At 71.1% G+C, this 25,819-nt stretch carries 25 protein-coding genes; 18 read left to right on the top strand and 7 right to left on the bottom strand.

The features are described 5' to 3' along the window. The 12 genes from AC0QR5_RS06945 (at nt 1) to nrdR (ending at nt 12,837) form a co-directional block, all read left to right on the top strand. The gene (locus AC0QR5_RS06945) at nt 1-744 is read left to right on the top strand and encodes a cell division protein FtsQ/DivIB (protein WP_329860219.1); all 744 of its coding nucleotides are present in this window, start codon (nt 1-3) and stop codon (nt 742-744) included. Between the two features lie 202 nt (nt 745-946). Then, entirely contained in the window at nt 947-2,161 is a 1,215-nt protein-coding gene (gene ftsZ / locus AC0QR5_RS06940; protein WP_329860218.1) for a cell division protein FtsZ, read from the top strand. Nucleotides 2,162-2,246: 85 nt separating this feature from the next. After that, nucleotides 2,247-2,966: a purine nucleoside phosphorylase YfiH/LACC1 family protein gene (locus AC0QR5_RS06935; protein ID WP_329860217.1), complete on the top strand. Its 720-nt coding sequence runs from the start codon at nt 2,247-2,249 to the stop codon at nt 2,964-2,966. Next, on the top strand, nt 2,963-3,727 hold the full coding sequence (locus AC0QR5_RS06930; protein ID WP_329860215.1) for a YggS family pyridoxal phosphate enzyme: 765 nt from the start codon (nt 2,963-2,965) through the stop codon (nt 3,725-3,727). The genes AC0QR5_RS06935 and AC0QR5_RS06930 overlap by 4 nt, the downstream gene beginning before the upstream one ends. Before the next feature lie 66 nt (nt 3,728-3,793). After that, nucleotides 3,794-4,312: a cell division protein SepF gene (locus AC0QR5_RS06925; protein ID WP_329860213.1), complete on the top strand. Its 519-nt coding sequence runs from the start codon at nt 3,794-3,796 to the stop codon at nt 4,310-4,312. A 16-nt stretch (nt 4,313-4,328) separates the two neighbouring features. Then, nucleotides 4,329-4,619, top strand: coding sequence for a YggT family protein (locus tag AC0QR5_RS06920; protein ID WP_329860211.1), 291 nt, complete (start codon nt 4,329-4,331; stop codon nt 4,617-4,619). A 195-nt stretch (nt 4,620-4,814) separates the two neighbouring features. Beyond that, nucleotides 4,815-5,498, top strand: coding sequence for a DivIVA domain-containing protein (locus tag AC0QR5_RS06915; RefSeq protein WP_329860210.1), 684 nt, complete (start codon nt 4,815-4,817; stop codon nt 5,496-5,498). Between the two features lie 89 nt (nt 5,499-5,587). Further along, nucleotides 5,588-6,181 carry a signal peptidase II gene (lspA, locus tag AC0QR5_RS06910; RefSeq protein ID WP_329860207.1) on the top strand — a complete coding sequence of 198 codons (594 nt, stop codon included), beginning with the start codon at nt 5,588-5,590 and terminating at the stop codon, nt 6,179-6,181. 2 nt (nt 6,182-6,183) lie between these two features. Next, nucleotides 6,184-7,107, top strand: a complete 924-nt coding sequence (locus tag AC0QR5_RS06905; protein WP_329860206.1) for an RluA family pseudouridine synthase — start codon at nt 6,184-6,186, stop codon at nt 7,105-7,107. Nucleotides 7,108-7,248: 141 nt separating this feature from the next. Beyond that, nucleotides 7,249-10,758, top strand: coding sequence for a DNA polymerase III subunit alpha (gene dnaE / locus AC0QR5_RS06900; RefSeq protein ID WP_475372517.1), 3,510 nt, complete (start codon nt 7,249-7,251; stop codon nt 10,756-10,758). A gap of 77 nt (nt 10,759-10,835) precedes the next feature. Next, nucleotides 10,836-12,242, top strand: coding sequence for a histidinol dehydrogenase (hisD, locus tag AC0QR5_RS06895; RefSeq protein WP_329860203.1), 1,407 nt, complete (start codon nt 10,836-10,838; stop codon nt 12,240-12,242). 106 nt (nt 12,243-12,348) lie between these two features. Beyond that, entirely contained in the window at nt 12,349-12,837 is a 489-nt protein-coding gene (nrdR, locus tag AC0QR5_RS06890; protein WP_329860202.1) for a transcriptional regulator NrdR, read from the top strand. 110 nt (nt 12,838-12,947) lie between these two features. On the opposite strand, the gene ppgK is transcribed toward nrdR, so the two are convergent. Further along, complete coding sequence (gene ppgK / locus AC0QR5_RS06885; RefSeq protein WP_329860201.1) at nt 12,948-13,757, bottom strand: polyphosphate--glucose phosphotransferase; 810 nt, start codon at nt 13,755-13,757, stop codon at nt 12,948-12,950. A 10-nt stretch (nt 13,758-13,767) separates the two neighbouring features. Continuing rightward, nucleotides 13,768-14,643: a type I methionyl aminopeptidase gene (gene map / locus AC0QR5_RS06880; protein ID WP_329860200.1), complete on the bottom strand. Its 876-nt coding sequence runs from the start codon at nt 14,641-14,643 to the stop codon at nt 13,768-13,770. A 93-nt stretch (nt 14,644-14,736) separates the two neighbouring features. On the opposite strand from map, the gene AC0QR5_RS06875 reads away from it, so the two are divergent. Continuing rightward, nucleotides 14,737-14,922, top strand: coding sequence for an SPOR domain-containing protein (locus AC0QR5_RS06875; protein WP_329860198.1), 186 nt, complete (start codon nt 14,737-14,739; stop codon nt 14,920-14,922). 16 nt (nt 14,923-14,938) lie between these two features. On the opposite strand, the gene panB is transcribed toward AC0QR5_RS06875, so the two are convergent. Then, the gene (gene panB / locus AC0QR5_RS06870; protein WP_329860197.1) at nt 14,939-15,817 is read right to left on the bottom strand and encodes a 3-methyl-2-oxobutanoate hydroxymethyltransferase; all 879 of its coding nucleotides are present in this window, start codon (nt 15,815-15,817) and stop codon (nt 14,939-14,941) included. Between the two features lie 155 nt (nt 15,818-15,972). Here panB and AC0QR5_RS06865 point away from each other — a divergent pair, with 155 nt between their 5' ends. The 4 genes from AC0QR5_RS06865 to AC0QR5_RS06850 all read left to right on the top strand — a co-directional run bounded on the left by AC0QR5_RS06865 (nt 15,973) and on the right by AC0QR5_RS06850 (nt 21,021). Further along, the gene (locus AC0QR5_RS06865) at nt 15,973-17,313 is read left to right on the top strand and encodes a glutamine synthetase family protein (RefSeq protein ID WP_329860195.1); all 1,341 of its coding nucleotides are present in this window, start codon (nt 15,973-15,975) and stop codon (nt 17,311-17,313) included. A gap of 11 nt (nt 17,314-17,324) precedes the next feature. Further along, entirely contained in the window at nt 17,325-20,363 is a 3,039-nt protein-coding gene (locus AC0QR5_RS06860; protein ID WP_329860194.1) for a bifunctional [glutamine synthetase] adenylyltransferase/[glutamine synthetase]-adenylyl-L-tyrosine phosphorylase, read from the top strand. 91 nt (nt 20,364-20,454) lie between these two features. Further along, a complete protein-coding gene (locus AC0QR5_RS06855) occupies nt 20,455-20,655 on the top strand; it encodes an AsnC family protein (protein WP_329860193.1) in 201 nt (66 codons plus the stop codon). 36 nt (nt 20,656-20,691) lie between these two features. Then, complete coding sequence (locus AC0QR5_RS06850; RefSeq protein ID WP_329860192.1) at nt 20,692-21,021, top strand: cupin domain-containing protein; 330 nt, start codon at nt 20,692-20,694, stop codon at nt 21,019-21,021. 135 nt (nt 21,022-21,156) lie between these two features. Here AC0QR5_RS06850 and glnA read toward each other — a convergent pair whose 3' ends face one another. Further along, nucleotides 21,157-22,581 (bottom strand): type I glutamate--ammonia ligase, encoded by a 1,425-nt coding sequence (gene glnA, locus AC0QR5_RS06845; protein WP_329860191.1) that lies wholly within the window; start codon nt 22,579-22,581, stop codon nt 21,157-21,159. A 200-nt stretch (nt 22,582-22,781) separates the two neighbouring features. On the opposite strand from glnA, the gene AC0QR5_RS06840 reads away from it, so the two are divergent. Then, on the top strand, nt 22,782-23,219 hold the full coding sequence (locus AC0QR5_RS06840; RefSeq protein WP_329860189.1) for an RDD family protein: 438 nt from the start codon (nt 22,782-22,784) through the stop codon (nt 23,217-23,219). Between the two features lie 105 nt (nt 23,220-23,324). On the opposite strand, the gene AC0QR5_RS06835 is transcribed toward AC0QR5_RS06840, so the two are convergent. Genes AC0QR5_RS06835 through lipB form a run of 3 tightly spaced genes read right to left on the bottom strand, consistent with a single transcriptional unit; the run spans nt 23,325 to nt 25,793 of the window. Beyond that, the gene (locus AC0QR5_RS06835) at nt 23,325-24,086 is read right to left on the bottom strand and encodes a DUF4191 domain-containing protein (RefSeq protein WP_329860188.1); all 762 of its coding nucleotides are present in this window, start codon (nt 24,084-24,086) and stop codon (nt 23,325-23,327) included. A gap of 31 nt (nt 24,087-24,117) precedes the next feature. Further along, nucleotides 24,118-25,122, bottom strand: coding sequence for a lipoyl synthase (lipA, locus tag AC0QR5_RS06830; protein WP_329860187.1), 1,005 nt, complete (start codon nt 25,120-25,122; stop codon nt 24,118-24,120). Then, nucleotides 25,119-25,793 (bottom strand): lipoyl(octanoyl) transferase LipB, encoded by a 675-nt coding sequence (gene lipB, locus AC0QR5_RS06825; protein ID WP_329860186.1) that lies wholly within the window; start codon nt 25,791-25,793, stop codon nt 25,119-25,121. The genes lipA and lipB overlap by 4 nt, the downstream gene beginning before the upstream one ends. Nucleotides 25,794-25,819 lie beyond the last annotated feature (26 nt).

Raw genomic sequence — 25,819 nt, 5'->3', positions numbered from 1 at the left:
GTGTCCACCCTGCCCGATCCCGACGTCCTGTCCCTCCCGGAGCCGCCCGGGCGGCGGACGCGGCGGCGCGTGCTGTGGTGGGCAGGCGGCGTCCTCGCGGCGCTCGCCGCCCTCGTCGTCGTCCTGCTGTTCTCGCCCCTGCTCGCCATCACGTCGATCGAGGTGCGGGGCAACGATCTCGCGGACACGACCGCGCTGCAGGAGGCGCTCGCGCCCCTCGAGGGAACGCCGCTGCCGCGCGTCTCGCCGTCGACCGTCCGGGAACTGCTCGCCGGGCAGCCGGCGGTCGAGGACGTCGTGGTCCAGGCGGAGGCCCCCTCGACCTTGAAGGTCGAGATCATCGAGTACCAGCCCGTCGCGCTCGTCGCCGCGGGCAAGCGCTTCGACCTCGTGGGGGAGGGCGGCCGACGGCTCGCGAGCGTCGCGAAGCGCGACGCCGCCGAGCTGCCCCTGATCTCCGGGGTCTCGCCGGACGAGGCCCCCGAGGTGTTCGACACCGTGACGCGCGCCCTGGCCGCCGTGCCGGCCGACGTACTGACGCAGCTCGAGAGCGCGGGTGCCAGGACCATCGACTCCGTCGAGCTGCGGCTCGCGAGCGGGCAGACGGTGGTGTGGGGCAACGACGAGGACGGCGCGCAGAAGGGTCAGGTCCTCGCGGCGCTCCTGGCGGCCGGAACGCCCGAGGGCCAGGACGAGGCCAAGGTCATCGACGTCAGCAGCCCCGACCATCCCGTGACGCGCTGACGGGACCCGGTCCACGGGGCCGGAGGGCCTCGGCCGCGGCCAATGAAGCGACACGCGGCCGATGTCGTTGCATGGGGACCGGGCAGACCATAGCGTCTCAGTAGCACCTACTTGACATAACTATAACCCTCAAGCTGAAGGTTAGGGTTGGTCCGGTTGAAGCTTCCTAGATCAGCAGCACATCGAACAAGGGAATCAGGACGTGGCAGCTCCACAGAACTACCTCGCCGTCATCAAGGTCGTCGGCATCGGCGGTGGCGGCGTCAACGCCGTCAACCGCATGATCGAGGTCGGCCTCCGCGGTGTCGAATTCATCGCCATCAACACGGACGCGCAGGCACTGCTCATGAGCGACGCCGACGTCAAGCTCGACGTCGGCCGCGAGCTCACCCGCGGCCTCGGCGCCGGCGCGAACCCCGAGGTGGGCCGTCAGGCCGCCGAGGACCACGCCGAGGAGATCGAGGAGGTCCTGCGCGGAGCCGACATGGTCTTCGTCACCGCCGGCGAGGGCGGCGGCACGGGCACCGGCGGCGCGCCCGTCGTGGCCCGCATCGCCCGTTCCCTCGGCGCGCTGACCATCGGCGTGGTCACCCGTCCGTTCACCTTCGAGGGCCGCCGCCGCGCCAACTCGGCCGAGGCGGGCATCGACGCGCTGCGCGACGAGGTCGACACGCTGATCGTCATCCCGAACGACCGCCTGCTGTCCATCAGCGACCGCAACGTCTCCGTACTCGATGCCTTCCGGTCCGCCGACCAGGTGCTGCTGTCCGGCGTCCAGGGCATCACGGACCTCATCACGACCCCCGGCCTGATCAACCTCGACTTCGCGGACGTGAAGTCCGTCATGCAGGGCGCCGGATCGGCCCTCATGGGCATCGGCTCGGCCCGCGGCGAGGACCGCGCGGTCAAGGCCGCCGAGCTCGCCATCGCCTCGCCGCTGCTCGAGGCCTCGATCGATGGCGCCCACGGCGTGCTGCTGTCCATCCAGGGCGGATCGGACCTCGGCCTCTTCGAGATCAACGAGGCCGCTCGACTGGTGCAGGAGGTCGCCCACCCGGAGGCCAACATCATCTTCGGCGCCGTGATCGACGACGCCCTCGGCGACGAGGCCCGCGTGACCGTGATCGCCGCCGGCTTCGACCAGGTCGACGTCACCTCCGCTCCGGCGCACGCACCGCAGCAGCAGGCCCAGCCGCTGCCGGCCAAGGTCCCGGGAACCGTCCCGCTGGCTCCGGCCACCGTGCCGGGCACCGTGCCGCTGGCCGGTGCACAGCAGGCCGCCGCCACGTCGGCTCCCTCCGCTCCGGAGGCCCCGGCGCCGGAGCAGCCGCGCTACGAGGAGCTGCCGGCCGTCGTCGAGCAGGACCTCAGCGGCACGTCCCACGACGACCTCGACGTCCCGGACTTCCTGAAGTAACCACCGTGGGCGGCCTCTGCCCGCGGCCCACGGGCCGGCCGGTGCCCCTCCGGCCGGCCCGACGACACCCTGCGAGGACTTCCCGATGCTGAGCTACGGGCCCCACGGCGGCCGGTCCGCCCGCGTGGCCTTCACGTCCCTGGCCGAGGGGAACCTCGCCCTGCACGTCGGCGACGATCCCGCCGCCGTCCACGGTCGCCGCGCGCGCCTTGCGGCCTCGCTGGGGCTCGCCGGCGGAGCCTTCCAGTTCATGGACCAGGTCCACTCCGCCCGGGTGGTGGACGTCCCTCCCGGGACGCGTCTGGATCCGGCGCCGACCGCCGACGCCCTCGTCTGCGCGGACGGCTCCGTCCCGCTCGCGGTCATGACCGCCGATTGCGTCCCCGTGGTGTTCGTCGGCGCACGCCCCGACGGCTCCGCGGCCACCGCCGTGGCCCACGCCGGACGCAAGGGCCTGCTCGGCGGCGTCCTGCAGAACACCCTTGCCCGGCTCCGCGCGGCCGGCGCCGGGTCCGTCTCCGCCTGGATCGGCCCCGCCGTGTGCGGGTCCTGCTACGAGGTCCCCGGGGACATGGCCGCCGAGGCCGAACGCGGGGCGCCCGGCATCTCCTGCGCGACCTCGCGCGGGACGACGGGCCTGGACCTGCCGTCCGCCGCCGCCCGGATCCTCGCCGCCGCAGGGGTCCAGGTCACCGAGAGCGGCATCTGCACCCTCGAGGACGGGGACTACCCCTCCCACCGTCGCGACCCCTCCTCCGGCCGCTGTGCCGGGCTGGTCTGGCTGGAGCAAGGAGTGGCCGCATGAACGACGAGGCACGCCGCCGGGAGCTCGCCGAACGTCTGGGGGCCGTCCGGTCCAGGATCGAACGCGCGGCCCGCGAGGCCGGCCGGGACGACGAACCGCGCCTGATCGTGGTCACGAAGTTCTTCCCGGCCGCCGACGTGGGGCATCTGGCCGCGCTCGGCGTGACGGACGTGGGGGAGAACCGGGACCAGGAGGCCGCGGCCAAGGCGCTCGAGTGCGACGGGCTGGGCCTCGACTGGCACTTCATCGGGCAGCTCCAGTCCAACAAGGCCAAGTCCGTCGTCCGCTACGCGCACGCCGTGCACTCCGTGGACCGGACGGGACTCGTCGACGCGCTCTCCCGCGCGATGGCCCGGGAGGCCGGGCGCCGTGCCGAGGCGGGACTCGGGGCGCGGGGCGACCTCACGGCGCTCGTCCAGGTGGACCTCCGGGACGCGGACGACGCCGGGGCCCGGGAGGGCTCGCCGGGCCCGGGCCGCGGGGGAGCCCTTCCATCCGAGGTCCCGGCGCTCGCGGACGCGATCGCCGCGGCCGATGGCCTGCGGCTGGGCGGCCTCATGGCCGTCGCGCCGCTCGGCGGGGACCCCCGGCCGGCCTTCGAGCGGCTCCGCGTCCTCGCCGCCGAACTGACCGCCGTCCACCCCGGCGCGGACATGGTCTCGGCCGGCATGAGCCAGGACCTGGAGCACGCCGTCGCGGCCGGTGCGACACACCTGCGTGTCGGCTCAGATGTCCTCGGGCCCCGGCCGCCCGTGCGGTAGCGTCGGACTAGCGGAGAACCGCGCGGACACGACGTCCGGGCCGCGCACGAGCATAAGGAGCAGACCATGGCTGGCGCCCTGCGCAAGACGATGATCTACCTCGGCCTCGCCGACGGCGACGAGCAGTACGACGCCGAGGCCTACGACGCGCCGGCGCGTGACGAGGCGCGCCGTGACGAGCCGTCCCGCGACGACCGCCAGCAGCAACAGCGTCCAGCCGTTGCACCGGAGCCCGAAACCGAGTACCGGGCCCCCGTCACTCCCATCAAACGCGCGCCTTCTTCCAGGGACGAGGATTCTTCATTGCGGCAGATCACCACGGTCCACCCCCGCTCGTACAACGACGCCAAGATCATCGGCGAGAGCTTCCGGGACGGCATTCCCGTGATCATGAACGTGACGGACATGGGCGAGGGCGACGCCAAGCGCCTCGTCGACTTCTCGGCGGGCCTCGTGTTCGGCCTGCACGGCAGCATCGAACGCGTCACCAACAAGGTCTTCCTGCTCTCCCCGTCGACGGTGGAGGTGCTCGGCGAGGACAAGAAGTCCTCCGAGGGCCAGGCCACCTTCTTCAACCAGAGCTAGGCGGGCACGGACCACCGTGGAACTGCTCTTCGCCCTGGTGTACATCGCCCTGACGGTGATCCAGGTGATGCTCATGGCCAGGATCGTGCTCGACGTCGTCCAGATGTTCGCCCGGTCCTGGCGCCCCACGGGGCTCGCCCTCATCGTCGCGAGCTTCGTGTACCGCATCACCGATCCGCCCATGACCTGGGTCCGCTCCAAGGTCAAGCCCGTCAACCTCGGGGGAATGCAGCTGGACCTGGCCTTCCTCCTGCTCTACTTCGCCGTCTTCATCGCGAAGATCGTCGTGGCCCAGCTCGCCAGCTAGGCGTAGCGCCGCGGCGGCGTCCGGACCGGGGCGCACCGGCCCGGCCCGGCCGGTTCGTGTTGGGCAATCAAACCGTTATAGTCTTGTCACAAGAAGCGCGCCGGAGCAGGACCGGACGGCGGGCTCCACACGGGATTAGCGTATCCGCGCCGCATCAGCGGCCGGGCGACAGAACCAACGTATCGAGGTGACCAGATGGCGCTCACGCCAGAAGATGTAGTCAACAAGCGCTTCCAGCCGACCAAGTTCCGCGAAGGCTACGACCAGGACGAGGTTGACGACTTCCTGGACGAGATCGTCGTCGAGCTCCGCCGGCTGAACCAGGAGAACGACGAACTGCGTCGCCGCGTGAGCGAGCTCCAGGGCGGCTCGGAGAACACCGAGGCCGTTCCGGCACCCATCGCCGCCGCACCGGCCGCCGAGGCCGAGCCGGCCGCGGAGGAGCCCGTCGAGGCCGAGGAGGCCCCCGAGGCCCCGCAGGAGCAGGAGGCCACCCAGTCGGCACCCGTCGTCGCCGCGGCCGCGCCGGTCGCCGGCGCCCCGGCCCACACGGCCACCGCCGAGTCCGCGGCGAGCGTGCTCGCCATGGCCCAGCGCCTCCACGACGAGTACGTGGGCGCCGGCGTCGAGCAGCGCGACAAGATCATCGCCGAGGCCCAGATCGAGGCCAACAGCCTCGTCAACGAGGCCGAGGAGAAGAGCCGCAAGACCCTCAGTGCCCTCGAGCAGCAGAAGTCCGTGCTCGAGCGCAAGGTCGAGCAGCTGCGCGGCTTCGAGCGCGACTACCGTGCCCGCCTGAAGACCTACATCGAGGGCCAGCTGCGCGACCTCGAGGCCAAGGGCTCCGTCGCCACGCCGGAGACCGCGGACAACGCCTAGGGCGGTCCGACGGGCCCGTGCCCGCCATCTGCCACGCCGTCGGCGGCCGGTCCAACCGGCCGCCGACGGCACGTTAAAGAGGGAACCCCATGCATGCAGAACCGGCCGCCACCGCGGCGGACGGCACCGGCCCGGCCCGGTCGCGCCGTTACGCCCTGATCCTCCTCGCCGTGGCGCTCGGTGCCCTGGCGCTCGACCAGTTCACCAAGTGGCTCGTGCAGTCCACGATGGAGCTCGGCGAGTCGATCCCCGTCATCCCGCCCGTGCTGAGCTGGCACTACATCCTCAATCCCGGGGCGGCGTTCTCGATCGGAACCGACGTGACGTGGGTCTTCACGCTCGTCCAGGCGACCGTCGTCGTCTACATCCTGGCCTTCCCGCTGCGAAAGGTCTCCTCCGTAGTGTGGGCCGCGGCCCTCGGTGGCGTCCTCGGCGGGGCCGCGGGCAACCTCATGGACCGGCTGTTCCGCGAGCCGTCGTTCGGCATGGGCCACGTCGTGGACTTCATCGCCGTTCCCAACTTCGCGATCTTCAACATTGCCGATTCCTTCGTCGTCTGCTCCATGATCGTCGTGTGCGTACTGATCTTCCGGGGGATCGGCCTCGACGGGCGGAAGGCCGATGCCGCGGAGGCCGGCGACGGGACCGGCGCGCCCGGGAGCGGTACGGGCGGGGAGTCCTAGCCGTGCCCGTCGTCGTCGTGCAGGAGGCACAGGCGGGACGGCGCGTCGACGCCGTCCTGGCCGAGGCGCTCGGGGTCTCCCGCAGTGCCGCCGCCCAGTGGTGCGCCGAGGGGCACGTCAGCCTCGGCGGCCGGGCCGTCGCCAAGTCCCGCAAGGCCGCCGCCGGCGAGGCCTACGAAGTCGTCGTCCCCGAACGCCCCGACCCTCTGGAAGTGAAGGTGGAACGCGTGGAAGAGCTCAGGATCCTCGGCGAGGACCCGGACTACGTCGTCATCGACAAGCCCGTCGGCGTCGCCGCGCACCCCTCTCCGGGGTGGGTCGGGCCCACGGTCGTCGGGGCCCTCGCCGCCGCCGGCTACCGGATCAGCACCTCGGGCGCGGCGGAGCGCCAGGGAATCGTGCACCGGCTCGACGTCGGGACGTCCGGCGCGATGGTCGTCGCCACGAGCGAGCGGGCCTACACGGCCCTCAAGCAGGCCTTCCGCGACCGGACGCCGGAGAAGGTCTACCACGCCGTCGTCCAGGGCATGCCGGACCCGCTCAAGGGGACGATCGACGCCCCGATCGGCCGCCACCCCGGCCATGACTGGCGCTTCGCCGTCCTCGAGGACGGGCGGGACTCCGTCACCCACTACGAGGTCATCGAGGCCTTCGGGCGTGCATCGCTCGTCGAGGTGCACCTCGAGACGGGCAGGACGCACCAGATCCGGGTGCACTTCTCCGCCCTGCGCCATCCGTGCGCGGGCGACCAGACCTACGGCGCGGACCCGCGGCTCGCCGCCGACCTCGGGCTGACCCGGCAGTGGCTGCACGCCCACCGGCTGGCCTTCCCGCACCCCGTGACGGGGGAGCGCGTCGAATACACGAGCGGCTACCCGTCCGACCTCTCACACGCCCTCGAGCTGCTGCGCCACGGGCTCGGCTAGCCGCGCGGCGGCGCGGACGACGGCGGCGCGCCAGCCTGGCGGGACGGCCCGGGGAAGCGTCGGGCCGGGCACTAGACTTGTCGGGTGGCCAGCTCTCCCCGGGACGGATTCGTCCATCTTCACACGCACACCGAATACTCGATGCTCGACGGCGCGGCCCGCCTGCCGGAGCTCTTCGCGGAGACCGACCGGCTCGGGATGACGGCCCTCGCGACGACGGACCACGGCTACCTGTTCGGCGCCTTCGACTTCTGGAACAAGGCCACGCAGGCCGGCATCAAGCCGATCATCGGCGTCGAGGCCTACGTCACGCCGGGCACCGCGCGCGACGACAAGACCCGCGTAAAGTGGCGCTCCGAGGAGTCCCAGAAGGGCGACGACGTCTCCGGCGGCGGCCTCTACACCCACATGACGTTGTTGAGCTACAACAACACCGGGATGAACAACCTCTTCCGGGCGTCCTCGATCGCCTCGCTCGACTCCGTGTTCGGCAAGTACCCGCGCTGGGACCGCGACCTGTTGAACACCTACTCCGAGGGCCTCATCGCCACGACCGGCTGTCCCTCCGGCGAGGTCCAGACCAAGCTCCGCCTCGGCCAGTACGAGGAGGCGAAGGCCGCCGCCGCGGAGTTCCGGGAGATCTTCGGCGCGGAGAACTACTTCTGCGAGCTCATGGACCACGGCCTCGACATCGAGCGCCGGGTCACGAAGGACCTGCTGCGGCTCGCCCGCGAGCTCGGCCTCCCGCTCGTGGCGACGAACGACCTCCACTACACGCACGAGCACGACGCCAAGGCGCACGAGGCGCTGCTCGCCATCAACTCCGGTTCCACGCTCGACGAGCCCACCTACGACCAGGGCGGCTCGCGCTTCGCGTTCCAGGGCTCCGGCTACTACCTGAAGAGCCCGGCGGAGATGCGCGAGCTGTTCAAGGAGATGCCCGAGGCCTGCGACAACACCCTGCTCATCGCCGAACGCGTCGACGTCTCCTTCGACATGAACGCGAACTACATGCCGAAGTTCCCCTGCCCGCCGGGGGAGGACGAGACGAGCTGGCTTGTGAAGGAGGTCGACCAGGGCCTCCACTACCGCTACCCGGACGGCATCCCCGAGGACGTCCGCAAGCAGGCCGACTACGAGCTCGAGATCATCATCAAGATGGGCTTCCCCGGATACTTCCTCGTCGTGGCCGACTTCATCAACTGGTCCAAGGAGAACGGGATCCGCGTGGGACCCGGCCGCGGCTCGGGCGCCGGCTCGATGGTGGCCTACGCCCTGCGCATCACCGACCTGGACCCGCTGCGGCACGGCCTGATCTTCGAGCGCTTCCTGAACCCGGACCGCGTCTCGATGCCCGACTTCGACGTCGACTTCGACGACCGCCGCCGCCCCGAGGTGATCAAGTACGTCACCGAGAAGTACGGCGACGAGCGCGTCGCCATGATCGTCACGTACGGGTCCATCAAGACCAAGCAGGCCCTCAAGGACTCCTCGCGCGTGCTGGGCTACCCGTTCAGCATGGGCGAGCAGCTGACCAAGGCCCTGCCCCCGGCCGTCATGGCCAAGGACATCCCGCTCGCCGACATCGAGGACCCGAAGGCCAAGCGCTACGGCGAGGCCGCCGACTTCCGCGAGCTCGTCGCGACCGACCCAGAGGCCGCCCGCGTCTTCGAGACCGCCAAGGGGCTCGAGGGCCTCAAGCGCCAGTGGGGCGTCCACGCCGCCGGCGTCATCATGAGCTCGGATCCCATCATCGACGTCATCCCCATCATGCGCCGCATCCAGGACGGCCAGGTCATCACGCAGTTCGACTACCCGACCTGCGAGGGCCTCGGGCTGATCAAGATGGACTTCCTGGGGCTGCGGAACCTGACAATCATCTCCGACGCGCTCGAGAACGTCACGGCCAACCGCGGCACGGTGCTGGACCTGGAGACCCTGGACATCGACGACGCCGAGTCGTACAAGCTGCTCGCGCGAGGCGACACGCTCGGCGTCTTCCAGCTCGATGGCGGCCCCATGCGTTCGCTGCTCAAGCTCATGCGCCCCGACAACTTCGAGGACATCTCGGCCGTCATCGCGCTCTACCGTCCAGGTCCGATGGGCGCGAACTCGCACACCAACTACGCGCTGCGCAAGAACGGCCTGCAGGAGGTCACGCCGATCCACGCGGAGCTCGAGGAGCCGCTGCGGGAGATCCTGGACACGACGCACGGCCTGATCGTGTACCAGGAGCAGGTCATGGCGATCGCGCAGAAGGTCGCCGGCTTCACGCTCGGCCAGGCGGACATCCTGCGCCGCGCGATGGGCAAGAAGAAGAAGTCGGAGCTGGACAAGCAGTACGAGGGCTTCCACGGCGGCATGGTCGCCAACGGCTTCTCGGAGGCGGCCATCAAGTCCCTGTGGGACATCCTGCTGCCGTTCTCCGACTACGCCTTCAACAAGGCCCACTCCGCGGCGTACGGCCTGGTCTCCTACTGGACGGCCTACCTCAAGGCGCACTATCCGGCGGAGTACATGGCCGCCCTGTTGACCTCGGTCGGCGACGACAAGGACAAGTCGGCGATGTACCTCAACGAGTGCCGCCGCATGGGCATCACGGTGCTGCCGCCGGACGTGAACGAGTCCGCGTTGAACTTCACCCCGGTCGGAAACGACATCCGCTTCGGCATGGGCGCCGTCCGCAACGTGGGCGCCAACGTGGTCAACGCGATGGTCCAGGCGCGCGAGGAGAAGGGGAAGTACACCTCCTTCTCCGACTTCCTGCAGAAGGTCCCGGCCGTGGTCTGCAACAAGCGGACCATCGAGTCCCTCGTGAAGGCGGGGGCCTTCGACTCCATGGGCCATCCGCGCCGCGCTCTCGCGATGATCCACGAGGAGGCCGTGGACTCCGTGATCGTCCTCAAGCGCAACGAGGCGGCCAACCAGTTCGACCTCTTCAGCGGGCTCGACGATCCGTCGGCCGGCGCTGGCCTGACGGTGGACATCCCGGACCTGCCCGAGTGGGAGAAGAAAGACCGGCTCTCCTTCGAGCGCGACATGCTGGGCCTCTACGTCTCCGACCACCCGCTGCTGGGCCTCGGCGGCATCCTGGAGCAGCACGCGGACCTGCCCGTGAACCAGGTGGTCTCCGAGGAGGGGCCGGCCGACGGGCACTCGGTGAAGATCGCGGGCATGATCACGTCGCTGCAGCGCAGGATCGCCAAGAACAGCGGCAATCCCTACGCGCGCTGCGAGATCGAGGACCTGTCCGGCTCGATGGAGGTCATGTTCTTCGGCCAGGCCTACGGGCCGATCGCCTCGGTGCTCGCCGAGGACCTCATCGTCGTGGTCAAGGGCCGCGTGCAGCGGCGAGACGACGGCTCGGTGACGCTCTCGGCGCAGGAGATGACGATCCCGGAGATCAGCGAGGACGGCCTCGCCGGTCCCGTGGTGATCAGCCTGCCGACGCACAAGGCCACCGAGGAGACGGTGAGCGCCCTGGGCGACGTGCTGCGGACGCACTCGGGCAACACGGAGGTCCGGGTCAAGCTCGCGGGAACGCACAGCATCCAGCTGATGCGCCTCGGCCCGGAGTTCCACGTCAACCCCAACCCCGCCCTCTTCGGTGACCTCAAGGTGCTCCTGGGTCCGGCCTGCCTCGACGTCTGATCCACGGCGTCGCTAGTGTGACGGATCCGGCGGACGACGCCGGGGCCCGCCGCGCGCCGTCGTCGTAAGCTGGTGGGGTGACTTCCCAGGCAACGGACACCCCCCGCTACGACTCCTCGACGCTGCGCACGATCGACCTGCGCGGCCCGGCCGGTGCCGGGCTGGACCATGCCGGGCTCAAGGCTGCGATGCCGCGGCCCGAGGGCGGCTTCGACGGCGCCTCCGAGGCCGTCGCCGGCATCATCGAGCGGGTGCGGGCCGAGGGCGCGGCGGCCCTGCACGAGCTTGCCGAGCGCTTCGACGGCGTCCGGCAATCGGGCACGCGCGTGCCGGCCGGGGCGTTGGCCGCGGCCCTGGACGGGCTCGACCCCACGGTCCGGGCGGGCCTGGAGGAAGCGGTCCGGCGCGCGCGGGACTTCGCCACGGCGCAGCGCCCCGCGGACGCGCGCGTCGACTTCGGCGGTGGGGCCACCGTGTCCCAGCGGTGGGTCCCCGTGCGGCGCGTGGGACTCTACGTCCCCGGCGGCCTCGCGGTCTACCCGAGCTCGGTCGTCATGAACGTCGTCCCCGCGCAGGCGGCCGGCGTCGGCTCGATCGCACTGGCCTCCCCGCCGCAGAAGGAGCACGGGGGCCTGCCGCACCCGACGATCCTCGCGGCGGCCGCGCTCCTCGGCATCACCGAGGTCCACGCGGTCGGCGGCGCCCAGGCCGTCGCGGCCTTCGCCTACGGCATCGACGCCGCCTCCGGAGGGGATCCGATCGAGCCCGTCGACGTCGTCACGGGGCCGGGCAACGTCTTCGTGGCGACCGCCAAGCGCCTCGTCAAGGGCGTCGTCGGGATCGACGCGGAGGCCGGTCCGACGGAGATCGCGATCCTCGCCGACGATGCCGCCGATCCGGCGTTCATCGCCGCCGACATGGTCAGCCAGGCCGAGCACGATCCGCAGGCGGCGGCCGTCCTCGTCACCGACTCGGCGCCGCTCGCGGAGGCGGTGCGGGTCGAGCTCGACCGCCAGGTCCCGGCGACGCGCCACGCCGGACGCGTCGCGACGGCCCTGTCCGGCCCGCAGTCCGCCGTCGTGCTCGTCGATTCGCTCGAGGAGGGCGTCCGCTTCTGCAACGTCTACGGGGCGGAGCACCTGGAGATCCAGACGCGCGACGCCGCCGCGGTGGCCGGGCGGATCACGGCCGCGGGCGCGGTGTTCGTCGGCCCCTACAGCCCCGTGAGCCTCGGGGACTACGCGGCCGGCTCCAACCACGTGCTGCCCACGAGCGGGACGGCTGCGTTCGCCTCCGGCCTGAACACGACCGTCTTCCTCAAGGCCGTGCAGGTGATCGACTATTCCCGCGAGGCGCTCGCCGCGGTGGGGGAGCACGTCGTCGCGCTCTCCGCCGCGGAGGACCTGCCGGCGCACGGCGACGCGGTCCTGGAGCGCACGGCCCCGGAGCGCACGCCCTCGCGGCGCGCCGAGCGGACGGCCTAGGCGTCACAAACCACTACATGTGGTAGTTACATGCTTGTCATTTACCCACATGTAGTCCTATGCTGATGCGGTAGCCCCGACGAACACGACCGGAAGGATGGGCCGGATGCATTGTCCGTTCTGCCGCCATTCGGATTCGCGCGTCGTGGACTCCCGTCTGGCCGACGACGGCTCGTCGATCCGGCGCCGCCGGCAGTGCGGGGAGTGCGGACGACGCTTCACGACCGTCGAGACCACGAGCCTGAGCGTCATCAAGCGCTCCGGCGTCGCCGAGCCGTTCAGCCGCTCCAAGGTCGTCAACGGCGTGCGGAAGGCCTGCCAGGGCCGGCCCGTCACCGACGACGACCTGGCCCTCCTCGCGCAAGAGGTCGAGGAATCGGTCCGCGCGTCCGGGACGGCGGAGATCGACGCCCACGAGGTCGGGCTCGCGATCCTGGGCCCGCTGCAGAAGCTGGACCAGGTCGCCTACCTGCGCTTCGCGAGCGTCTACCAGGCGTTCGACTCGCTCGAGGACTTCGAATCGGCGATCACCAAGCTCCGCCGCGAGGCGGATTCCACCCCGCAGGGGAGGCAGCGGCCGCTCACGGCCGACTGATCACGGGACCACCGCCGCGGACCAGGACCCGCGGCGGCCAGGGCTCCGGTGGCGGCTACGGAGGGGAAGCCGAAGCCGCCACCGGCACCACTTCCGGCCACGAAGCCCGGCTACGAGGCGAAGCCGAAGTGGATGGCGGCCTGCAGCGCGCCGCCGACGATTCCCGCGTTGTTCTTCAGATCCGCCGGCACGATCGGCGTGCGTAGGTCCAGCAGCGGCAGGAAGTCCTCGCTGCGCTTGGAGATGCCGCCGCCGACGATGAACAGGTTGGGGGAGAAGAGGAACTCCACGTGGGAGAAGTAGCGCTGAAGGCGCTGCGCGTAGTCCTCCCACGACAGCTCCTCCCGCTCCCGGGCCGCGGCCGAGGCGCGCGACTCGGCGTCGTAGCCGTCGATCTCGAGGTGCCCGAGCTCGAAGTTCGGCACGAGCACGCCGTCGTGGACCAGGGCGCCGCCGATCCCGGTGCCGAGCGTGATCGCCAGGACGGTCCCGTCCACGCCCTTCCCCGCGCCGTACCGGGCCTCCGCGAGCCCGGCCGCATCGGCGTCGTTCATGACCTGCACGGGGCGCCCGAGCTGCTCGGTGAGGAGGGCGTCGACGTCCGTGCCGATCCAGGATTCGTCCACGTTGGCCGCCGACAGGGCCACGCCGTGGTGGATGATCGCCGGAAAGGTCACGCCGACGGGGACGTCCCCTGCGGGGGCGCCCTCGCGCGAGGACAGCTCCTCGACGATCTGCCCCACGACGACGGCGACGGCCTCCGGCGTGGCCGGCTTCGGCGTGTCGATCCGGAAGCGGGACCCGACGAGCTTGCCCTTCTTCAGGTCGACGATCCCGCCCTTGATCCCGGTGCCGCCGATGTCGATGCCGATCGCCTCGCGGTGCTTGCGCTTGCCGGAGGATTCCTTGTCCTTGGCCATGGTGTCCTTTCTAGGGAAGGGTCAGGATCTCGGCGCCGGAATCGGTCACCAGGAGCGTGTGTTCGAACTGCGCGGTGCGCTTGCGGTCGCGGGTCACGGCCGTCCAGCCGTCGTCCCACATGTCCCACTCGATGGTGCCGAGGGTCAGCATCGGCTCGATCGTGAAGACCATGCCCGGCTCGATCAGGCGGCTGTAGCCCGGGGCGGCGTCGTAGTGGGGGATGATGAGCCCCGTGTGGAAGGCCTCGCCGACGCCGTGGCCGGTGAAGTCCCGCACCACGCCGTAGCCGAAGCGCTTGGCGTAGGCGGAGATCGTCCGGCCGATCACGTTGAACTCGCGGCCCGGCATGACCGAGCGTATCGCGCGGCGCAGCGACTCCCGGGTGCGTTCGACGAGCAGGCGGGACTCCTCGTCGACGTCACCGGCGAGGAAGGTCGCGTTCGTGTCGCCGTGCACGCCGCCGAGGTAGGCGGTGATGTCGATGTTGACGATGTCCCCGTCCTGGACGACCGTCGAATCCGGGATGCCGTGGCAGATGACCTCGTTGATGGACGCGCACAGCGACTTGGGGAAGCCCCGGTAGCCGAGCGTCGAGGGGTAGGCGCCGTGGTCCACGAGGAAACCGTGGCCGATCCGGTCCAGCTCGTCGGTCGTGACGCCGGGGACGACGGCGGCGCCCACGAGCTCGAGCGCCTGCGCGGCCAGCCGGGATGCGGCGCGGATCCGCTCGGTCGTCTCGGCGGAGGGGACGTCGGAGCCCTCGAACTTCGCCGGCGCGGGCCGGCCCACGTACTCGGGGCGGGCGATGCCCGGAGGGACGAGTCGTTCGGGGGAGAGGACGCCGGGGGCAAGGGTCCCGACGGGTGCGGTGGCGCTGCTTGGCATGGTCTCGATCCTATCGTCCCCGGCGGGCGCCGGAGTAGGGTGGGCGGAGCACGGCGGAACACGCCGCCATCGTCGACGAACGGGAGGACCGGGATGTCCGCAGAGGGACGGCCGCAGGGCGACTACTGGTACAACACGGTGACCAAGCAGGTCGAGACGGGGGCCCAGTCGGACTGGACGCAGCTCATCGGGCCCTATGCGACGCGCGAGGAGGCCGAGCGGGCGCTCGAGAAGGTCGAGCAGCGCAACGCGGCCTGGGACGCGCAGGACGAGGACTAGCCCGGCCTGCGTCTAGCTAGTCGGCGAATCCGTGCTCGGCCGCCGGGAACGATCCCTCGAGGACGTCGCGGTGATAGGCCGCGGCCGCCTCGGCGACGATCGGCCGCAGCTGGGCGTACTGCTTGACGAACTTCGCGGTCCGGCCCGTGCGCAGGCCCAGCATGTCCTGCCAGACGAGCACCTGGCCGGTCGTCGAGGCCCCCGCGCCGATGCCGATGGTCGGCACGGTCAGGGCGGCATCGACCGCGGCCGCGGCGGAGTCCGGGACCATTTCCATGAGGACGCAGAACGCGCCGGCGGCCTCCAGGGCCAGGGCGTCCTCGACGAGCCGGGCCGCGGTCCCGCCGCGCCCCTGGACGCGGTAGCCGCCGAGGGCGTGCTCGCTCTGGGGCGTGAAGCCGATGTGGGCCATGACGGGCACGCCGGCGGCGGTCAGCGCCCGCACGTGCTCCGCGAAGTGGGCGCCGCCCTCCATCTTCACGGCGTGGACGCGGGCCTCCTTCATGAGCCGGACGGAGGACTCGACGGCCTGCGCGGGGGAGACCTCGTAGGAGCCGAACGGCAGGTCGCAGACCACGAGCGGGCGCTGCGAGCCGGCCGTGACCGACTTGGCGAACACGATCATCTCGTCGAGCGTGATCGGCAGGGTCGTCTCGTAGCCCATGACGTTGTTCGCGGCGGAATCGCCGACGAGCAGCACCTCGATGCCGGCCTCGTCGAAGACCTCGGCCATGTACTGGTCGTAGGCCGTCAGCATCGCGAAGCGGCGCCCCTCGGCCTTGGCCTGGAGCAGGTGGTGCGTGCGGATGCGGGCCGGCGTGCGGCCCGACGACGGGGCCGCCGCGGCGGCCGCCGGCGCTGCTGATCCGTACGGGGCGGGTTGTTCGGCACTCATGGACACCAGCCTACGCCACGGGTCCGGGCCGGATCGGGCCCGCCCGGACGTCACGCGGCGGCCGATCACACCGGCGTCCGAGTAGATCCGAGTAGAGTTGCACACGGTATGCACTGCCCGCCCACCGAACGCATTCCCTCGTGGAAGGAGCCCCCATGGACCGCCAGCAGGAGTTCGTGCTCAGGACCATCGAAGAGCGCGACGTGCGCTTCGTCCGCCTCTGGTTCACGGACGTCGTCGGCTCCCTGAAATCGGTGGCCCTGGCCCCGGCCGAGGTGGAGGGGGCGTTCGAGGAGGGCCTCGGCTTCGACGGGTCCTCGATCGAGGGCCTCTCGCGGATCTACGAGTCGGACATGCTGGCGCAGCCGGACCCGTCGACGTTCCAGATCCTGCCGTGGCGCGGCGAGACCGAGCCGACCTCGCGCATGTTCTGCGACATCCTCACCCCCGAGGGCGCGCCGTCCCCGGCCGACCCCCGCAACGTGCTCAAGCGCCAGCTCGCCGTCGCCGCCGACATGGGCTTTACGTGCTACACGCACCCCGAGATCGAGTTCTACCTGCTCAAGTCCCCGGACATCGGCGCCGCGGGCGTCCCGGTCCCCGTGGACTACGGCGGCTACTTCGACCACGTCACCGGCGGCGTGGGCCAGGACTTCCGCCGCCGCGCGGTCACGATGCTCGAGGCCGTGGGCATCTCCGTGGAGTTCAGCCACCACGAGAACGGCCCGGGACAGAACGAGATCGACCTGCGGTACGCCGACGCGCTGCAGACCGCGGACAACGTCATGACCTTCCGCACGGTCATCAAGGAGGTCGCGATCCAGCAGGGCATCTACGCGACCTTTATGCCCAAGCCGTTCAGCGACCACCCCGGGTCCGGGATGCACACGCACTTCTCCCTCTTCGAGGGCGACACCAACGCGTTCTTTGCGGCCGGGCAGGAATACCAGCTCTCCACGACCGCGCGGCAGTTCATCGCCGGCATCCTGCGCCACGCCCCGGAATTCACGGCCGTGACCAACCAGTTCGTGAACTCCTACAAGCGCCTGTGGGGCGGCGGCGAGGCACCGAGCCACCTGTCCTGGGGGCACAACAACCGTTCCGCGCTGTTGCGGGTGCCGCTCTACAAGCCCAACAAGGGCCAGTCGGCGCGCGTCGAGTACCGCGGAATCGACTCGGCGGCCAACCCGTACCTCGCCTACGCCGTGCTGCTCGGCGCCGGGCTCAAGGGCATCCAGGAGGGCTACGAGCTCCCGCCGGCCACGGAGGACGACGTCTGGAGCCTGTCCTCGGCCGAGCGCCGCGCGATGGGCCACGACCCGCTGCCGGGCAGCCTCCACGACGCGATCCGGGCCATGGAGGACTCCGAGCTCGTCGCGGAGATCCTCGGCGAGCAGGTCTTCGCGAGCTTCCTGCGCAACAAGCAGGACGAGTGGCACGAGTACCGGCAGAACGTGAGCCCCTTCGAGCTCAACCGCTACCTCGGCATCCTCTAGGACCACCGGCCATGAGCACCGCGCGCCAGCTCATCGCCACGGGGTTCGACGACGTCGAACGCGCCCGGCGCTTCCTCGCCTCCCCCGAGTTCGAGGGGATCGCGCCGGAACGCCTGCTGGAGGGCCTCGCGCTCTCGGCCGACCCCGACCTCGCGGTCCTGTCCCTCGTCCGCCTCGCCGAGGTGGCCCCCGGGGTGCTCGACCTCGTCTCCGGACCCGACGGCGGGGGGCTCTTCCGCCTGCTCGGCGCCTCGGAGGCCCTCGCCGAGTTCCTCATCCGGCACCCCGCGCACACCTCCCTCCTCACGGAACCGGCCGCGGGAGGCGGGGGAGGGGACGACGGCGGGGCCCCGGCGTCGTCCGGGCGCGTCAGGGAGGCGCTGCTAGCCTCCGTCGACGCGGCGGGTCCCGAGGGAGCGGAGACCGCCGGCGCGTCCGGCCCCGCGGCCTGGGCCGCCCTGCGCGTCGCCTACCGGGCGGAGCTGACCCGGATCGCGCTCGCCGACCTCGGGGCGCCGGATCCGGTCGCGGCGATGCCGGGCGTCGGCCGGGCCCTCGCCGACCTCGCGGCGGCCGCCGTCCACGCCGCGCTCGCGGTGGCCCGGACCGAGGCCGCCGAGCGCTTCGGGCCCGAGGACGTGGCCGGCGTGCGGCTCGCCGTGATCGGCATGGGCAAGTGCGGCGCGGCCGAGCTGAACTACATCTCGGACGTCGATGTCGTCTACGTCCACGCCGCGGACGGCTGCCCCGAGGAGCGGGCGCCGGAGATCGCCGCGTTCCTCGCGAGCGGCATCGCCCGCGTCCTCGGCGCCCCCGGACCGGAGCCGGCCCTGTGGGAGGTGGACGCGAACCTGCGGCCCGAGGGCAAGGACGGGGCGCTGTCGCGCACGCTCGACTCCCACGTGGCCTACTACTCCCGCTGGGCGCAGAGCTGGGAGTTCCAGGCCCTCTTGAAGGCGCGCCGGATCGCCGGCGACGACGAGCTGGGGCGGGCCTACGAGGAGGCCGTGGCGCCGTTCATCTGGGCCTCCTCGGAGCGCGACGGCTTCGTCGAGTCCGTGCAGGCCATGCGCCGCCGCGTCACGGACAACATCCCCGCCCAGGAGGTCGCCCGGCAGCTCAAGCTCGGCCCCGGCGGGCTGCGCGACGTCGAGTTCACCGTCCAGCTGCTCCAGCTCGTCCACGGCCGGGTCGACGAGTCGCTGCGCGTGCGGGACACGACGTCGGCGATCGCCGCGCTGAGCGAGGCGGGATACATCGGCCGCTCCGACGCGGCGGAGTTCGACGCCGCCTACCGCTACCTGCGCGTGCTCGAGCACCGGATCCAGCTCGTGAAGCTGCGCCGGACGCACCTCATGCCCGTCAAGGAGGACGCCCTGCGGGCGCTCGCCCGCGCCGCGGAGGGGACGGGGGCGCGCACGGAGCGGCCCACGGCCGACGGGCTGACGGAACAGTGGCAGAAGACGCGCCGTGCCGTGAAGTCGCTGCACGAGCGGATCTTCTACCGGCCCCTCCTGGCCACGGCCGCCAACCTCAGCACGGACGAGGTCCGCCTGACGCCGGAGGCTGCGGAAGCGCGGCTGCGCGCCCTGGGCTATGCCGATCCACGCGGCGCGCTGCGCCACATCGAGGCGCTCACGTCCGGGGTGCGGCGCCGGGCCGCGCTGCAGCGCCAGCTCCTGCCCGTGCTGCTGGGGTGGATCGCCGAGGGCGTGGACCCGGACGCGGGCCTGCTCGGCTTCCGCCGCCTGAGCGAGGCGCTCGGCGAGTCGCCGTGGTTCCTCGGCATGCTGCGGGACTCGCGGGCCGGCGCCGAGCGCTTGTGCCACGTGCTCTCCGGCAGCCGCTTCATCACGGACCTGCTCGTCGTCTCCCCGGAGTCCGCCGCGTGGCTCGGCGACGACCGCGAGCTGCAGCCCATGCCGTTCGAGCAGCTGTGGAAGGAGAACGCCGCGAAGATGAAACGGCATCCGGACGCCGAGGAGGCCATGCGGCTCATCCGGCTCAACCGGCGCCGCGAGCTCCTGCGCACGGCGCTGGCCGACGGGGCCGGGCTCATCGACCAGGACCGCGTCGGCGAGGCGCTCTCGGACGCGGACCGGGCGGCGGTCCTGGCCGCCCTGCGCGTCGCCGAACAGGACGAGTACGCCGAGCGGGAGCGCATCACGGACGTCCTCGTCGTCGCGATGGGGCGCCAGGGCGGGCGCGAGATCGCCTACGGCTCCGACGTCGACGCGATGTTCGTGCACCGTCCCCTGCCGGGCGCCGATCCGCAGCAGGCCCAGGAGCAGGCGTACCGGATCATGACCCGCCTCGGCCAGCTCGCGACCCAGCCGCTCAAGCCCGCCGTGCTGGCCGAGCCCAAGCTGGTCGTCGACGCCGACCTGCGGCCCGAGGGGCGCCAGGGACCCCTCGTGCGCACGCTCGAGGCCTACCGCGAGTACTACGGCCGGTGGGCGCTCGTCTGGGAGCGGCAGGCGCTCCTGCGCGCCCGACCGCTGGCCGGGGACGACGAGCTCGCCGCAGACTTCATGGCGCTCGCCGACGACGTGCGCTACCAGACCGGAATCACCACGGAGGAGGAACGGGAGGTCCGCCGGATCAAGGCCCGCGTCGAGGCCGAGCGGCTCCCGCGGGGGGCCGATCCGGCGCTCCACGTCAAGCTGGGCCGCGGGGGACTGAGCGACGTCGAGTGGCTCGTCCAGCTGCTGCAGCTGCGCCACGCGGCCGAGTACCCGGAACTGCGCACGACGTCGACGCGTCCGGCGCTGCGGGCGATCGCCGTCGCCGGGCTGCTGCCCGCCGAGGACGTCGAGCTGCTCGACCGCGCGTGGGCGCTCGCGACCCGGATCCGCAGCGCGACGATGGTCTGCACGGGCCGCGCGTCCGACGTCGTTCCGCGCTCCTGGCGGGACCTCGAGGCCGTCGCGCGCTGGTGCGGCTACCCGGCCGGGAGCGCCTCGCGGCTCGAGGAGGACTACCGCAAGGCCACGCGGCGGGCGCGCCAGGTCTTCGAGCGGCACTTCTACGGCTTCGAGGACAAGGCGTAGCCCGCGCGGACGGGCAGATCGCATCCTTTGTCAATCATGGTTGACGCCGCATGGTGCACGCCGTAGCGTTGCCACCGTGGAGGAGGACGCGATGAAGACGCTGATCGGGGCCATGGACGGCCATCCCATCCGCGGCCTGCGGGCCGTCGCCGAGCTGCAGCAGCGGCTGCGCCGCCATGAGGCGGAGCTGGTCCGGCGGGCCCGCGCCGAGGGATTGTCCTGGGAGGCGATCGCCCAGGCCCTCGGCGTCACGCGCCAGGCCGTCCACAAGGGCTACGGAAAGCACACCTGAGACCCGGGCCGCCGGAGCAGACCCCCAGGAGGACCCATGCACGTGACCCGGGCCGAACTCGATGCCCTCGCCGAGGAGCACCTGGCCAAGGCGGCCTCCGCTCCACACCGGCGCAGCGCCCGGGTCGTGCTGAACGACGGGCGCCTGCGGCACACGCTCATCGCCCTCGCGGCCGGGGCGGAGCTGGGCGACCACTCCAAACCGGAGGCCGCGACCCTGCTCGTGCTGCGTGGAGCCGTGAGGGTGGGATGGGACTCCGGCGAGGTGCGCGTGTCCCACGGCGGACTGTTCGTCCTGCCCGACGCCGTCCACCGCGTGGGCGCCGACGAGCCCTCCGTCTTCCTGCTGACCACGCTTGCCGGCTGAGTCGCGGAAGGCGCGCGGACTGGACGGCGCCCCTGCCGTCGGCACGCGCAGCCGGATGCGGAGGAGCCCGCACGGGCCGCCGAAGCGACGGCCCGTGCGGGCTCCCTGTTCACGCGGGGTGGCCGCGGAGTGCGGCTAGACGCCGTAGTACAGCTCGAACTCGTACGGGTTCGGGCGCAGCGACAGCGGCTTGATCTCGTTCTCGCGCTTGTAGTCGATCCAGGTGCGGACCAGGTCCTCGGTGAAGACGTCTCCCGCGAGCAGGAACTCGTAGTCGTTCTCGAGGGCCACGAGGGCCTCCTCGAGCGATCCCGGGGCCTTCTGGATGTCCTTGGCCTCTTCGGCCGGGAGCTCGTAGAGGTCCTTGTCGATCGGGTCCGACGGCTCGATGCGGTTCTTGATGCCGTCGAGGCCGGCCATCAGCTGCGCAGCGAAGGCCAGGTACGGGTTGGAGGAGGCGTCCGGAGCGCGGAACTCGATGCGCTTGGCCTTCGGGTTGGAGCCCGTGATCGGGATGCGGATGCCGGCGGAGCGGTTGCCCTGCGAGTACACCATGTTCACGGGGGCCTCGAAGCCCTTCACGAGGCGCTTGTAGGAGTTCACGGTCGGGTTCGTGAAGGCCAGGACGGCGGAGGCGTGCTTGAGGAGGCCGCCGATGTACCAGCGGGCGAGGTCGGACAGGCCGGCGTAGCCCTTCTCGTCGTAGAACAGCGGGTCGCCGTTGGACCACAGCGACTGGTGGCAGTGCATGCCCGAGCCGTTGTCGCCGAAGACCGGCTTCGGCATGAAGGTGGCCGACTTGCCCCACGCGTCGGCGACGTTCTTGACGATGTACTTGAACTTCAGGATGTCGTCGGCCGAGTGGACCAGGGTGTTGAACTTGTAGTTGATCTCCGCCTGGCCGGCGCCGCCGACCTCGTGGTGGGAGCGCTCGACCTCGAGGCCGGCGGCATCGAGCTCGACGCAGATGGCGTCGCGCAGGTCGGCCTGCTTGTCGGTCGGGGAGACGGGGAAGTAGCCGCCCTTGAACGGGGTCTTGTAGCCCTGGTTGCCGCCCTCCTCCTTGCGCCCGGTGTTCCAGGCGGCCTCGATGGAGTCGACCTTGTAGAAGGAGCCCTGCGGCTTCGACTCGTACTGGACGTTGTCGAAGATGAAGAACTCGGCCTCGGGGGCGAAGAACGCGGTGTCGGCGATTCCGGTGGAGGCCAGGTAGGCCTCGGCGCGCTCGGCCACGCCGCGGGGGTCGCGGTGGTAGGGCTCGCCGGTGCGGGGGTTGACGATCGAGAAGTTGAACGCCAGGGTCTTCTCCACGCGGAAGGGGTCGATGAAGCCCGTGGTGACGTCCGGGATGAGCTGCATGTCGGACTCGGCGATGCCCTGGAAGCCGCGGATCGAGGATCCGTCGAAGAGCTGTCCGTTCACGAAGAAGTCGGCGTCGACCGTCTTGGCCGGGACGTTGAAGTGCTGCTGCACGCCGGGGAGGTCGGTGAAACGGATGTCGACGAACTTGACGTCTTCGTCGGCAATGTACTGGAGGACTTCGTCCGCATTCTTGAACATCTAGAACTGCTCCTATGTGAGGCAATTTTGCCGGGCAAAGTGGCCGCTGGCTCGGGTGATCGGTTCCCGAAGTTGTGACCAGCCTATCGAATCGCCGTTTCCCGGCAGTGACGCGGTTGTTTCCGGGACGTTACACGGGGTGCCTTTTACGGGCGGTTGACACGGCCGCTGTCCGCGGCGCAGGCGGCTACCCTTGAGGGGTGGAGAGAAAAGACCTCGGATCCTGGCTGCAGGGTCCACCCCAGCTCAACGACCAGTCCTGGCCGGGACAGCGGCTCGGCCGCCCGGAATCGGGTCCCGCCAGCATCGCCCGCTTCGGTCCCCGCGTGGTGGCCTTGTGCATCGACTGGGGGCTGGCCATGCTGGTCTCCTGGCTCTTCTTCGACGCCGCCCCGTGGGCCAACCTGCTCTGGTTCGCCGTCATGCAGCTCGTGTTCGTCGGCGTCACGGGGCATTCCGTGGGCCACCGCGTCATGGGAATGCAGGTCCAGCGCCTGGACGGAACGGGCATCCGTCCGCTCGACGGCGTCGTGCGCACGCTCCTGCTCTGCCTCGTCGTTCCGCCGCTCGTCGCGGACGGGGATCAGCGCGGACTGCACGACCGCGTGGTGAAGACCATCCTGGTCCGCACGCGCTGATCCGGTCCCGGCCGGAGCGGCGGAAACGCAGCCGGTCGACCGGTAGGGAAACGGGGCGGGTCCCGGCCATCGGCCGGGACCCGCCCCGTTCGTCGTCGTCCGGGCTCAGCGTCCGCGCATCGCCCGGCGGTCCGGCCGGGCCCGCATCGGGTCGATGCCCTTGGGGATCGGCAGCTTGGCGCTGCCGAGCGTGGACAAGCGCAGGTCCACCGCGTGGACCTCCTGCTTGTTGAGCGACTTCTTGAGCTTCTTCATCTCCTTGCCGACCTTGCCCAGGGCCGTCTGGCCCTCCTCCGAGCCGGCGTTGAGGACGTGGATCGGCACGTTGGGCAGGACGCGGGCCATGCGCCGGCGCTCGCCCTCGACGAGCTGGCGGACGCGGCCCGTCGGCCCCTCGGTCACGAGCACGACGCCGGGCTTGCCGATCGCCATGAACACGAGGTCCTGCGTGCGCGGATTGATCGCGACGGGCTGCTCCTTGAGGATCCAGCCCCGGCGCAGCACGCTCATCGCGGCGCCGGCCGCTCCCTGACGCCCCTCGAGCTGGGCGAACGCCGCCCGCTCGGCCCGGCGGGAGAGGATGAACGTGGCGGCGAGCAGGCCCAGCGGGATGGCGACGAGCAGCAGCGTGACCCAGTTGTCCACGAGGAAGCCGATCAGCAGGCCCACGGCCACGACGCCGAGGAACGCCAAGATCATGAGCCAGACCACCATTGGGTCGTGGCGCCGGGTCATCTGGAAGACCTGGCCCAGCTGCTTCAGGCGGCCGGGCTCCTTCGCGGTCTTCGGTGCCTTCGGCTTGCGCGAGAACAAGCGGCGCTTCGGCTGGGCGTCGTCGGTGGGGGTGCTATCGGGGGTCTTGGCCATAGTGATCCAATTCTAGATGATCCGCGGCGGATCAGGTGGCCGGCAGCAGGCTCGCGGCCTCCTGCCGCGTGCTGCCCGAGTCCTCGATGTGGGCGAGCGCCTCGGGGATGGGCAGGCCGCGCTTGCGCATGGCGCCGGCCCACAGGCGTCCGGCCCGGTAGGAGGAGCGCACGAGCGGGCCCGACATCACGCCGAGGAAGCCGATCTCCTCGGCCTCCTGCTGCAGCTCGACGAACTCCTGGGGCTTGACCCAGCGCTCGACGGGGTGGTGGCGCTCGGTCGGGCGCAGGTACTGCGTGATGGTGAGCAGGTCGCAGCCGGCCTCGTGCAGGTCGCGCATGGCCTCGGAGACCTCTTCGCGGGTCTCGCCCATGCCGAGGATCAGGTTGGACTTGGTGATCATCCCGTGGTCGCGTCCCTGCGTGATGACGTCGAGCGAGCGCTCGTAGCGGAACGCCGGCCGGATCGACTTGAAGAGCCGCGGGACCGTCTCGAGGTTGTGCGCGTAGACCTCGGGGGCCGAGGCGCAGATCGCGTCGAGGTGCTCCCGGCGCCCGGAGAAGTCGGGGATGAGCAGTTCGACGCCGGTGCCCGGGTTGAGCTGGTGGATGCGGCGCACGGTCTCGGCGTAGAGCCAGGTGCCCTCGTCCTCGAGGTCGTCGCGGGCCACGCCCGTCACGGTCGCGTAGCGCAACTCCATCTTCTTGACCGACATCGCGACCTTGAACGGCTCGGCCCGGTCGATCGGCTGCGGCCGCCCGGTGTCGATCTGGCAGAAGTCGCAGCGGCGCGTGCACTCGGAGCCGCCGATCAGGAAGGTCGCCTCGCGGTCCTCCCAGCATTCGAAGATGTTGGGGCAGCCGGCCTCCTCGCACACGGTGTGCAGGCCCTCCGACTTCACGAGGTTCTTCAGCCCGACGTACTCGGGGCCGATGTTGACCTTCGCCTTGATCCACTCGGGCTTGCGTTCCACCGGGGTGGCCGCGTTGCGCTGCTCGATGCGCAGCATGCGGCGGCCTTCGGGGGCGATGCTCATGACAGGGCTCCTTCACGGATCTCGGCGGACTTCACGGCGGGCAGGAGCACGGTGGTGAACTCCTCCTCGACGCGTTGCAGGAGCTCGGCCGGCTCTATGGTGCGGCCGGTCTCGAGCGAGAGGGTGGTGATGCCGGCATCGGTGATGCCGCACGGGATGATCTGCCGGTAGGGGTCCAGCGAATGGGAGCAGTTCAAGGCGAAGCCGTGCATCGTCACGCCGTGGTCGACGCGGATCCCGATCGCGCCGATCTTCCGGGCCGGGCCCTGCTCCGGCTCGATCCAGACGCCCGCGCGCCCGCGGATCCGCGTGCCGGCGACGCCGTAGTCGGCGAGGACGTTGACGAGGACCTGTTCGAGGCGCTCCACGTAGTCCCGGATCGCCGCGTGGTCCTTGAGTTCGACGATGGGGTAGGCGACGAGCTGGCCCGGTCCGTGCCACGTCAGCTTGCCGCCACGGTCGACGTCGACGACGGGCGTGCCGTCCAGGGGGAGGTCGGCGGGCTCGGTGCGCTTGCCCGCGGTGTAGACGGGGGAGTGCTCGAGCAGCAGGACGGTGGGTCCGCGCCGGCCGGAGGCCACGTCGTCGTGGAGCTCCCGCTGCAGGTCCCACGCCCGTCCGTAGTCGACGAAGTCCGGGGACAGGCCGACCCGTTGGAAGGAAATGGTCATGGCCCCCAGCCTACGCTTCGGGCGCA

The organism is Arthrobacter sp. J156 (genome assembly GCF_056172865.1).
The sequence above is the reverse complement of the archived record's forward strand: the minus strand, read 5'-3'. Positions and strand labels throughout refer to the sequence as shown.